Raw genomic sequence first — 10,811 nt, forward strand, 5'->3', positions numbered from 1 at the left:
ATGCCACACTACCGCTACCGCGCGTTGACCAAGGCCGGCGAGATCATTCTCGGCGATGTCGACGCGCCCTCGCGCGAGGAGGTGTTGCGGCGCATCGAGTATCTCGGTCACCTGCCGGTTGAGGCGGAGATCGCGGGCGGCGGCGCGCGGCGCAGCGGCATCTCGAGCGGCGGATTGCCGCGCCCGCGCGAACTGACCACCTTCATGCGTCTGCTGGCGCTCTTGCTGCGGTCCGGGCTGACGCTGGAAGCCGCGCTGCAGACGCTGGAGGACGATACCAACAAAGCCGTGGCGCGCTTCGCCGGCGGCCTGCGCTCGGCCGTCTCGGGTGGCGATGGCTTTGCGGAAGCGCTGGAGCGCCACGACTCCATCATCGAGCCGATCTACATCGCCATGGTGCGGGCGGGCGAAGCGTCCGGCAAGCTCGAGGTAGTGCTGCGCGCGATCGTCGAAGACCGCACGCGGCGCGAACAGCTGTCGCAGCGGATCAGCGCAGCGGTCCGCTATCCGATGTTCCTGGTCGGATCGGCGCTGGTGATCCTGTTCTTCTTTCTGCTTTATGTGGTGCCGCAGTTCGAGTCTGTCTTCACGGAGCTGCGCGGAAAGCTCAACGCGGGCGCGGCTTTCGCGCTGACCATGTCGGCTTGGCTGCGCGCCAATCTCGACACGTTCCTCGGCGCCTGTGCTGCCATCCTGCTGGTCGGCTGGCTGATGCTGCGGCAACAGGCGGCGCGGGCGCGGCTCGTGGGCGTGCTCGCCTCCATTCCCGGCGTGGCCGGGGTGATGAACGACCGTCGCACCGCCCGCTTCATCAGCACCCTTGGACTATTGGTCGAGAACGGCGTGTCGCTGCCCACCGCGCTGAAGATCCTGCGCGACATCATCACCGAGCCGCGCTACGCGGCAGCGGTCGACCAGGTGCACGACCAGGTCCGCAACGGCCGCCGTTTCATCGACGCGCTTGCCGAAAGCGAACTCGTGCCGCCGCTTGCGGTCCGCATGCTGCGGGTCGGCGACGAGACCGGTGACCTCTCGGCGATCGCGCAACACGCCGCACAATTCTACGAGCAGCGGCTCGCCATCGGTCTCGACCGGCTGATGGGCGCGATCGGGCCGATCACCATCATTGCGGTCAGCATCGGTGTCGGCACGCTGATCGTGTCGATCATGAGCGCGCTGCTCAGCATCACCGAGCTTGCGATGTAGGGGCGGCTGATGGCGCGAGCAGGCATCAACGATCCACGCACGGGCTCGACCCTGATCGAGGTGATGGCGGTGATGCTGATCATCTCTATCCTCGCCACGCTGGTGGTGACGATGGTGCCGGGCACCGGGCGGGCGAACCTGAAGGCACTGACGTTACAGACCGCGGCGCTGCTGCGGCGTGAACGGCTCGCGGCGGTTCTCACCGGGCAGAGCCGCAGCGTTTCGCTCGACGCAAGGGATCGGCAGCTTGTTGGGGAGAGCGGGGTCATCGCGATTCCCCGCGATGTGGTGGTCGATGTGGTCGGTGTCGACGCGCAATGGTCGGGACGGCAGGCGGTGGTCCGGTTCGAGCCGGACGGCGCCTCGACCGGCGCGGTGCTGAAATTCTCGTGGCAGGGAGTGCGCTATGAGGTCGATGTCAACTGGTACAACGGCCGCGTTGCAGTCGATCTGCCGTGACCACGCCGCCGCGCGCGGAGGGTTCACGCTGATCGAGGCGCTGGTCGCGATGGCCCTGCTTTTGGCGTTCGTGTCGGTGCTCGGTCCGCATCTGTTTTACGCGCGCCGGATCGCCGACAGGATCGACGGCCGCATTGCCGCGCAGACGCTGTTGCGCGCGATCCTCGACGCGCCCGTCGATCGCATGGCGCTCGTGAAGGGGCCACGCGACGGCGAGACGGCGGGCCTGCGCTGGACGGTCACGGCTGAGCCGATGTTCGTTGACGCCATGGTGCCGCAGGAGGGGAGCCTGATGCAGACCGTGGTGGAGAAATCCCAGGAGAAACCGAACGAGCCCGCCGCGAAGCGCCGGAGCTGGATCGCCTACCGCGTGAGCGCGAAAGTGTCGTGGGGGCCCGGGCAGGTGGTCAGCGCCGAGACGCTGCGGCTGGCAGAGAAAGCCGACGAATGATCGTGATCGCAAAACCAGGTCTGCCGAAATCAACGCTGCGCGGCGTGCAGGGTTTCACCCTGATCGAGGTGCTCGCCGCACTGGCGATCGGGTCCGTGGTGATTGTCGCGACCGCGGCCCTCATCCACAACGTAGCGCTCAACTTCGATCGCCGGACCGGCGTCGTGGGCCGGGCGGACCAGATGCTGCTTGCGATCGAGCGCCTGGCGGCGGATTTCGCCGCGGCGCGTCTGGTGTCGCAGTCTCTCGCTCCGCAGTCCGGGGGCGGCGGCAATCGGATGGCTGCCTTCACCGGTGGGCCCACGGAAGTCAAGTTCGTGGCGGCCGGCGGCACGGTGGCCGGACCGCAGGGCGAGGAGGTGGTTAGCCTGACTGTCGAGGAGCGGGATGACAGGAGCCAGCTGGTACGCCGCCGCGCGCCATGGCGCGGGCCGCGCACGCCGTTCGAGACTATCGCGCTGCGCGACCCCGTTCAGATGCTCGAGGGCAAGGTCGAGATCGCGTTCGCCTTCGGCAGCCTTGCGGCGGACGGCACCGTGACCTGGAGCGATACCTGGAGTGGGCAGCCGCTGCCGCCGCGCCTGGTGCGGCTCTCGATCCGCGACCGTGCGAGCGGCGCCGAGCTCGTGCCCGCCGTGCAATTTGCGCTCCGTGCCGATGCGCCGATCAGTTGTGCGCGGCCAGGCGCCAAAGCGACCTGTCTGACCGGTCGCGGGTCCAAGTCGGTAAAGGAGCAGCCCGCGAAAGAGGCCGAGCCGGCGAAGGACCAGCAGGCGGGAGGGCGCGGATGAGCCGCCGAACCAACCAGCGCGGCATGGTGCTGCTCACGGTGCTGTGGGCGATCGCGCTCTGCTCGGCGCTGGTAATGGCGACGTCGACCACGTTTCGCAGCCTCGCGGGGATTGTCGGCATCGACCGCGAGCGGGTGCAGGCCGATGCGCTGCTCACGGCGGGACTTGAGGCCGCAGCCGGCATGGTGGCCGCCATGCGCGATGCGCCACTGGTCGCACGTGGCACCACGATTACGCTCTCGACCGGATCGGTGCGCGTCAATGTGAGCGACGAGGGCGGCCGAATCGACATCGGAAAAGCTCCGGTCGCGCTGCTGGCGTCGCTGTTTCGCTATGTCGGAGCCGAGGATGACGACGCGAACGCTTTGGCCAAAAGGATCGTCGATCTGCGCGGTCCGGATCAGCAGGCGCGGCGGCCCAGCGCGGCGCTGAAACAGCCGGCGTCGGCCGCCAAGCCCGATCAGGAGCTGGCCGAGCCCGATGAGGTGGAAGCCGGGCCCGATCAGCCGGCGGCATCAGCTCCCGCACCGCTCACCGATGTGCGGCAGCTTGCGAGCATTCCCGGCATGAGAGCGGACTGGATGGCGGCGATGGCGCCGCTGATCACCGTGTACGGGAGCGATGGCGTGAATCCGCTCACCGCACCGGTCGCGGTACTGCGGGCGCTGCCGTTTGTCGACGAGGCGCGGCTTGACACTTTCCTCGAAATGCGGCGCGCGCCGCTGGTCGATCCCGAGCGACTCGGTTTCCTGCTCGGGCAGGCGCAGAAATATCTGAAGGCTCAGCGGCGACAGGTCGTCGCGGTGGATCTCGTCGCCGGAACTGTGGGCGGATACACGGCCAGGGCCAAGGCCTTCATCGTGCTGCTGCCCGACGACAAGCAGCCGTACCGTGTTCTCGCCTGGAATCCGTCGTCGCCGGGGGCGGGAACGGACAGTGTCATGCGGATGGGGGCGCGCTGATGCGTATCGACATTATCATGAAGCGCTGGATCGACATCCTGGCCCGCCTGTGGCTCGGCTGGCAGGAGCGCCGCCGTGCCCGCAACTGGCTGAAACTCGCCCAGGACGACGACAAGTGGGTCGTTTCTGACGCGAAGAGAGCGGCGCCAGCGATCGTCTCCACCAGTGCGCCGCTGCCGGACGACATTGCTCGCACCGCGCAAAACCGTTTCGTAATCCTGGAGCTGCCGGCCGACGAATTCGTCGCGCGTCGGATGAGCGTTCCCGCCCAGGCCCGCGACCTGCTGCCCGGCATCGTCCGCAACCAGATCGAACGTCTGTGCCCCTGGCGCGCGAACCAGGCCGCCTATGGTTTCGATGTCCGACCGAGCGAGGATGCGACGAGCCTCGACGTGCGCGTTCTCATCACCTCGCGCGCGGTGCTCGACGAGGCCTGCCAGCGCCTGGGTGGGATGGGGTTGCGGGTCGACCGCGTCGTGGCGGGCGAGCATCTTGCCGACGCCGCTATCCCGGTTGTTCTGTGGTCGCGGCTTGCCGATGCGACCGACAAAAGCCTCGCGCGTATCCGCCAGACCATTGGCAGCTTGATGGCCGCCGCCGTCTGCATCACCCTCATCGTGAACGTCTGGGCCTTTATGACTGCGACGTCCGCGGACAGCGAAAGCGAAGATGTCGGGACGCGCATCGCGGCGCTGCAGCGCCAGGTCAAGGGCGCTCTCCCCCGGCAATCGATCCCTTCTCTCGCGCCTCCCGAGCGCGCGTGGGCCTTGAAGGAAACCTCGCCCGTGGCCGTGATCGTTGTCGAGGCGCTTTCCCGTGCGCTTCCGGACAATTCTCATCTCACCGAGCTGAATCTCGACGGCGCGACGCTGCGCATCGTGGGCTTCGCCGATGACGCGCCGTCGCTGATTGCTCTGCTCGAGCAATCAGGACATCTCAGGGATGTGCATTTCTTCGCTCCTACAACGCGCGGCGCCGACGGCACGCGCTTCATGTTTCACATCGAGGCGCGCGTCGAGGCGCACCCCAGGATCGACGGAGGCTAGGCCATGCTGAAGCCGAATCTGAAGCTGAAGCTCGATGTCAGCCGCGAGCAGGTCTTCGCGGTGGGAGGCTTTTGTGCATTGCTGATCGTCTGTGTCGTTGCGCTCGCGGGTGCGTTGCAGACGCGCGTCGAGGCCTTGCAGACGCTCGCCGACCGACGCGATCAGCTTGCGGACCTGCAGGCGCGCTCACGGTCGGTGGCCAATCGAAGTCGGCAGAATCAGCCCTCGGCAGCTCCTGCCCTCGCATTCCTGGACGCGCCCACCAGCGGGCTCGCCGCTGCGCAGTTTCAGGCCTATCTGTCGCAGCTTGTGACGGATCAGCAGGCCGTTTTGGTCTCGTCCGGGGTTCCGCCTGCGGATCGCGATGACAAAAGCGATGCTGTTCGGCTGCAGATTACCTTGAATGCCACGCTTTCCAATCTGCAATCCCTGCTCTATCGCCTTGAGAGCGGCGCGCCCTATGTTTTCGTCGATGCCCTGTTGGTGCAGCCGAGCGGTTCCGGCGAGCGCGCAACTGCCGACCCTGTCTTGAAGGTCAATCTGAGCGTGCATGCCTTCTGGCGTCGGAAAACTGCTTGAACGATGACGTGATCGGCGGCCGCAAGAGAGCGGCGGGCGGACGAGCTATTCTGCGGCAGCTCTCATCTCGCCGCGGAAATAGGCAATCGTCTTCTCAAGCCCGCTTCGAAGCTCGATCCGCGGCGTCCAGTCGAGCACGGTGCGGGCAAGCGAAATATCCGGCTGGCGCTGCCGAGGGTCATCGGAGGGCAGCGGCATGAACACCAATCTGCTCCGTGATCCCGTAAGCGCGATCACCTCCTCGGCCAGCTCACGAATTGTGAACTCACGCGGATTGCCGATGTTGATCGGGCCCGCGAAATCGTCCGGCGTGTTCATCGTCCGGATCATGGCCTCGATGAGGTCGTCCACGTAGCAAAAGCTGCGGGTCTGGCTGCCGTCTCCGTAGATGGTGATGTCGTCGCCCCTGAGCGCCTGAACGATGAAGTTCGACACGACACGGCCGTCGTTAGGGTGCATTCGCGGGCCATAGGTATTGAAGATCCGCACGACCTTGATCCGAAGGCCATGCTGGCGCCGATAGTCGAAGAAGAGGGTCTCGGCGCAGCGCTTGCCCTCATCGTAGCAGGAGCGCAGTCCGATGGGATTGACGCGGCCCCAATAGGCCTCAGGCTGCGGATGAATCTCGGGGTCGCCGTAGACTTCGGATGTCGACGCCTGAAGGATCTTCGCTTTCACGCGCTTGGCGAGCCCCAGCATGTTGATCGCGCCGTGGACACTGGTCTTGGTCGTCTGCACCGGATCGAACTGGTAGTGGATCGGAGAGGCAGGGCAGGCCAGATTGTAGATCGTGTCCACCTCGACATAGAGTGGGAAGGTCACATCGTGGCGCATCATCTCGAAGCGCGGGTTGCCGATGAGATGTGCGATATTGGCCCTGCCGCCGGTGAAATAGTTGTCGACGCAAAGCACATCGTTGCCTTGCTCGACGAGCCGCTCGCACAGATGCGAACCAAGAAATCCTGCGCCGCCGGTCACCAACACCTTTGCCACGTCACTCTCTCTTCATGTCCGAAGCCGATGTGGGTTACCAGATCCACGGCTGGCGCCTTACGGGAACGTAGCCGGCGATATGAGAGCAATCGCCACTCTGTGACCCGAACACAGTCCACTGTGTCACCTTCCAGACTTCACTGCGGCGCAGCGATGCGCCCGCGATGACGCAGGTGTTCCAGGGCGCAACCACGAACTGGATATCGTAGCAGCCCGGTGTGATGCTGGAGACGGTGAAAAGTCTCGACGGCGGCAGCGCTTCGGTAAGCTGGTCTGGCCCCCACTGCCGTGCCCCGCATGGCGATACATACAGGTGCTGCAATGGAGTGTTCGAAGCATTGACGATGGTGAATTCGGCTGCATGCGCAGCAGAAGAGAGTAGCGCCGCGATCACAGTTACAATGAGCTGTCGATAACGCATGTGATGCATATGAGGTGACGCACTGCGGCCATTCATTGCAGTTTCTGCCACGTGAGCGGATGCTGAAGCATAGCGTTCGTACCATTGCAGATTTGTGGCGTTTCGCGTTGTAATTGTCTCGTGCTCTGGATGCACAAGCGAATAAATAAGTGCGATGAGTGTTCGCGAGATGATGATGGTGAAGGCGTAGGGGTGATTGAAGCGATGTACCGACGAGCCAATCGCGCAAGGAGCTGCAACCGCTCGGCGGGCTAGAGCTTCGGTTCTGATTGAATCAGAACCGAAGCTCTAGATTCTTGTTTTGACGCGTTTTCTTCACGCGAACCGTTGTCCACTTCGCTTGAAAACGCTCCGGCGAAAGCAAGGCATCGATGCGGGAAACGTTGGCCGCCCGCCCGGTCGATCGAGCGCCAGTTAGACGGCCGTCATATCTTCGGATATAAAAAGTGCTCGCATATCGCCTACGCCGCGCTGAGCAGCGACTAGTCGGAAGGCTCAGAACAAGACACTGACCAGACCCTGGGGCAACGCGAAGTGGGGCTATGACGGCAATTCGATCATATGTCGCAAATGCTTGTGCTGTGACCGATGCGAAGACGGTTGAACGCTCTTGGAGGCAACGGCATCTCGCCTGGATTTGCGCCCTTGTAATCGCCGGCATGTGTGCGGCCGTTGCCGAAGAACGCCGGGCCGTTACTGTGTCGGAGCCGATCGGGTTTCATATTCCCGCACAACCGCTTGCCATTGCACTGCAGGCTTACGGCGAGAGAACCGGTGTTCAGGTGCTTTATGAGAGCAATTCGGCGACCGGGCGAAAGTCTGCGGCGGTCGTGGGCAACTTTACGGCCGAACAGGCGCTGAACCTGCTGCTGGCCGGAACGGACCTGAAAGTCCAGTATACCCGTCCGGACGCGATTACCCTTGCTCTGCCATCGGCGGCAGTTGACGGGCCTCCCGCCGGCCCACTTGGCACTGCGGATTTGTCATTGGGGATGTTGCGGGTGCGGGCCTCGAATGACGTCGAGGATGTCGGCCGGCTTCACGACTATACTGAAAGCTTGCAGACCGACATTCAAAAGGCCCTGCAAAAGAATGTCAGGACGCGGGGCGGCAACTATCGGGCTGTCCTTGATCTCTGGATCGATCGGTCCCGCACGGTTCAGCGCACCGAAGTGTTCAGATCAACGGGTGATGCGGAGCGGGACACCGCCGTGGCGACGGTATTGCGCGGTCTCACCATCAGCCGGCAGGCGCCGGCGAACACGCCTCAGCCGGTGCGCATCGTGGTTGTTGTGAAGTCGTTGTAAAAAGCGTGGATGGCCCGCGGACGAGGCGGTGTGCTCTGGGGAAGATTCTACCGTCGTCATAAATGTGTTATGCGCCGCCGCTACGAGAAGCCTACGGGAATAGTCCGGTCTGCATATCGAGCTGGCGTCTGGGGGGCGCGAAGTGTGGCTGGTGTCAATCGAGTACGGCTGCGGGGGCAGTTCGTCGAGAGCTACGACGATCTCGTCAAAAAGCTGACACGCCGCCTGGGGTCTTCAGACTTCGCTTATGAAGCCTTGCATGAGGCGTTCTTGCGGCTGGAGCGGGTAACCGATGCCGTCCCCGTGCGAAGTCCGTCCGACTATATTTTCCGCACAGCCATCAACATCGCCAAGGATACCAAGAAGGCCCTGAACCATCGTGTCAGCGCATCCGAAGTTGAGGCGTTGCTCGACGTCTGCGACGATGAGCCGGATCCCGCCCGAGTGGTGGAAGCACGTTCCGATATCGATGCCTTCAAGCGTGCGCTGGCCGAATTGCCCGCCAGGCCCCGCCGCGTGCTGCTCAGCATCGGCATCGAGGGGCGGCCTGCACACGAGGTTGCAGTCAGTCTGGGCGTTAGCGTGCGAACGGTCGAAAGTGATTTGAAGCTGGCCTTGAGTCACTGTGCGAATTGTCTCGATTACACATTAATCCGTCGTCTCGGTGGTCCGCGCCCCCGTTCGTATTGAATTTGCTATCGAAAAACGGTGACGGCCGAAACCGCACTTGTCGATCACCGCTGTTTGCTGCAGAACGGTGCCTTCAGGCCCCGTCTCATTCCGGCGCCCGCGTCGAAAGCTATGCCTGATTTTCAATTTTCGCGGTTTTTTTCTGCGGGATAGCAGAGTTTCGATCGTCTATCGAATAGAGAGAGTCGTTGCTTGGATCCGGCGAATATGCGCGCAAGAGGTTCGCGGGGAATGCTGAGCCGGTCAAAGTACACGTTTAGGTAGAGACAGCAGGCAGCGCCATTGCCGCAACATTCTCGACTGTGCCATGCCAAGTAATAGGATGCTGGTGTTCCCGATTGTTTCTCCTGATGATTTGCGTAAAGCTCCATTGCAGCATCCGGATGCTGGATGGAATCATCTATATTGCCTCTCATGCGCGTCCAATACTGTCAGCAGGTCTGGATTTGGGGAGTAGGGCAGTGAGCGAGTCATCGTGACCGTGCCGAACCGCACATCCAAATCCGATCCGCTACTGGACGAGGCCCTTGATTGGGTCGTTCGCCTGAAAACTGACGAGCCGACGCGGGCGGAAGTGGACGCATTGCACCGTTGGCGCGAACAAAGCCCGGCACATGATGCCGCATTCAAGAAAGCGGTGCAGCTGTTTCGGATGGCGAGCGTCGCCGCCCGGGAACTCGCCGACGAACACCAGGCCCCCGATGCCGTCGTGACGGTTTCGCCGCCGCCCCAGCGGTTCACGCGCCGTTTCGTGTTGGGAGGGGCAATTGCAGCCGCTGCCGCCGGCACCATGATCGTTCGTCCACCACTCGGTCTATGGCCCTCGCTCGAAGAACTCTCGGCCGACTACAGGACCGGAAAGGGCGAACACCGCACGGTAGCTGTCACGCCTGATGTTTCGCTTGAGCTGAACACTCAGACCAGCGTCGCCCTGCGCTCTACGCCGGACGAGACCAGGATCGAACTGATTTCCGGTGAGGCTTCGGTCGCGGCCAAGCTGCCGCCATCCAAGCCGCTGGTGATGCTGGCCGGAAATGGACGCATCAGCGCCTCGGAGGCGGATTTCAATGCACGCTGTCTCGACGGGGTTGTCTCCGTGACCTGCCTCGACGGTGTCGTGACCGTTGAACAGAACAGCAGCACGGTTCAGCTCCGCAAGGCCGAGCAGGTTACCTATTCCAGCGCAGGGCTGCAGCAATCCGTCCCGGTGGATGCCGAGCAGGTGACGGCGTGGCAGGCCGGGCTGCTGATCTTTCGCGACCGCCCACTGGCGAGCGTGGTGGACGAAGTGAACCGATACCGTCCCGGAAAGATCATCATCACCAATGCGGAGCTGAAGCGTCGTCTCGTCAATGGCACGTTCCAGCTCGACAAGCTCGAGAATTTTGTCGACCAGGTCGAGCAGCTATTCGGGGCGCGGATCACCTCGCTTCCCGCCGGCGTGGTGCTGCTGAGCTGAAAGCCGATCGCATTCGGTCACAAGCGCTAACTTCTTAACAAATGAATAAGTTTTTTCTGCTGCGCGCAGAAATTTTTGCACGTTAGCACCCGCCCAATCGTCGTGTGAGTAAGGCGTCGTTGTCGTGGTGGTCCTGCCGCGATGGCGGGCGTCTGCGCGAAATGGGCGAACGTCTGTGCGAAGTCGAAGTGATCTCAGAGATTTCAGACATTGGGTGCAATGCCGGGGTGGATCGTGGCGGTCGGCCGTGGCGATGATGGTTGTTGGCATTGTGGCCGGCATCGCTCCGGCTGGCGCGGCGCCGCAAGGCGCGCAGCAGCCGGCGAATGCGGCCGCTGCGGCTGCGCCGGACGGAGCGGCGGCGCCGAGCGCTGCGCCTGCGCAGCGGTTTGACATCGACGACTTCGCGGTCCAGGGCGCCGACAAGCTGCCGCAGATCGAGGTCGA

Annotated in this window: 12 protein-coding genes and 1 pseudogene; 11 read left to right on the top strand and 2 right to left on the bottom strand. The window is 63.5% G+C overall.

Annotated elements, in window-relative coordinates:
* The 7 genes from K288_RS0116555 to gspM are packed head-to-tail and all read left to right on the top strand — an operon-like array spanning nucleotide 1 to nucleotide 5,494.
* Entirely contained in the window at nucleotides 1–1,206 is a 1,206-nt protein-coding gene (locus K288_RS0116555; protein ID WP_027580558.1) for a type II secretion system F family protein, read from the top strand.
* Nucleotides 1,207–1,215: 9 nt separating this feature from the next.
* Nucleotides 1,216–1,665 (top strand): prepilin-type N-terminal cleavage/methylation domain-containing protein, encoded by a 450-nt coding sequence (locus K288_RS0116560; protein ID WP_027580559.1) that lies wholly within the window; start codon nucleotides 1,216–1,218, stop codon nucleotides 1,663–1,665.
* The gene (locus tag K288_RS45735; RefSeq protein ID WP_043160017.1) at nucleotides 1,646–2,116 is read left to right on the top strand and encodes a prepilin-type N-terminal cleavage/methylation domain-containing protein; all 471 of its coding nucleotides are present in this window, start codon (nucleotides 1,646–1,648) and stop codon (nucleotides 2,114–2,116) included. The genes K288_RS0116560 and K288_RS45735 overlap by 20 nt, the downstream gene beginning before the upstream one ends.
* Entirely contained in the window at nucleotides 2,113–2,907 is a 795-nt protein-coding gene (locus K288_RS0116570) for a prepilin-type N-terminal cleavage/methylation domain-containing protein (RefSeq protein WP_027580560.1), read from the top strand. Before K288_RS45735 ends, K288_RS0116570 begins: the two co-directional genes overlap by 4 nt.
* Nucleotides 2,904–3,869, top strand: a complete 966-nt coding sequence (locus K288_RS0116575) for a type II secretion system protein GspK (RefSeq protein WP_043160019.1) — start codon at nucleotides 2,904–2,906, stop codon at nucleotides 3,867–3,869. The genes K288_RS0116570 and K288_RS0116575 overlap by 4 nt, the downstream gene beginning before the upstream one ends.
* A 17-nt stretch (nucleotides 3,870–3,886) precedes the next feature.
* On the top strand, nucleotides 3,887–4,915 hold the full coding sequence (locus K288_RS0116580) for a PilN domain-containing protein (RefSeq protein WP_160168979.1): 1,029 nt from the start codon (nucleotides 3,887–3,889) through the stop codon (nucleotides 4,913–4,915).
* Between the two features lie 3 nt (nucleotides 4,916–4,918).
* Nucleotides 4,919–5,494 (top strand): type II secretion system protein GspM, encoded by a 576-nt coding sequence (gene gspM / locus K288_RS0116585; protein WP_027580563.1) that lies wholly within the window; start codon nucleotides 4,919–4,921, stop codon nucleotides 5,492–5,494.
* A gap of 45 nt (nucleotides 5,495–5,539) precedes the next feature.
* Here the strand turns inward: gspM and K288_RS0116590 are convergent, their stop codons facing one another.
* On the bottom strand, nucleotides 5,540–6,487 hold the full coding sequence (locus K288_RS0116590; protein WP_027580564.1) for a UDP-glucuronic acid decarboxylase family protein: 948 nt from the start codon (nucleotides 6,485–6,487) through the stop codon (nucleotides 5,540–5,542).
* A 34-nt stretch (nucleotides 6,488–6,521) separates the two neighbouring features.
* The gene (locus K288_RS45740; RefSeq protein ID WP_152535560.1) at nucleotides 6,522–6,944 is read right to left on the bottom strand and encodes a hypothetical protein; all 423 of its coding nucleotides are present in this window, start codon (nucleotides 6,942–6,944) and stop codon (nucleotides 6,522–6,524) included.
* A 545-nt stretch (nucleotides 6,945–7,489) separates the two neighbouring features.
* Between K288_RS45740 and K288_RS0116595 the strand changes: the two genes are divergently transcribed.
* From K288_RS0116595 to K288_RS0116610, 4 genes and pseudogenes are all read left to right on the top strand, one after another.
* Nucleotides 7,490–8,215: an STN domain-containing protein gene (locus K288_RS0116595; RefSeq protein ID WP_244443160.1), complete on the top strand. Its 726-nt coding sequence runs from the start codon at nucleotides 7,490–7,492 to the stop codon at nucleotides 8,213–8,215.
* 144 nt (nucleotides 8,216–8,359) lie between these two features.
* The gene (locus tag K288_RS50635) at nucleotides 8,360–8,905 is read left to right on the top strand and encodes an RNA polymerase sigma factor (protein ID WP_084799627.1); all 546 of its coding nucleotides are present in this window, start codon (nucleotides 8,360–8,362) and stop codon (nucleotides 8,903–8,905) included.
* Between the two features lie 475 nt (nucleotides 8,906–9,380).
* Nucleotides 9,381–10,364, top strand: coding sequence for a FecR domain-containing protein (locus K288_RS0116605; RefSeq protein WP_027580567.1), 984 nt, complete (start codon nucleotides 9,381–9,383; stop codon nucleotides 10,362–10,364).
* Nucleotides 10,365–10,617: 253 nt separating this feature from the next.
* Nucleotides 10,618–10,811, top strand: a pseudogene (locus tag K288_RS0116610) (ShlB/FhaC/HecB family hemolysin secretion/activation protein); the annotation flags it as partial.

It is taken from the genome of Bradyrhizobium sp. Ai1a-2 (genome assembly GCF_000426245.1).
Taxonomy (GTDB): domain Bacteria; phylum Pseudomonadota; class Alphaproteobacteria; order Rhizobiales; family Xanthobacteraceae; genus Bradyrhizobium.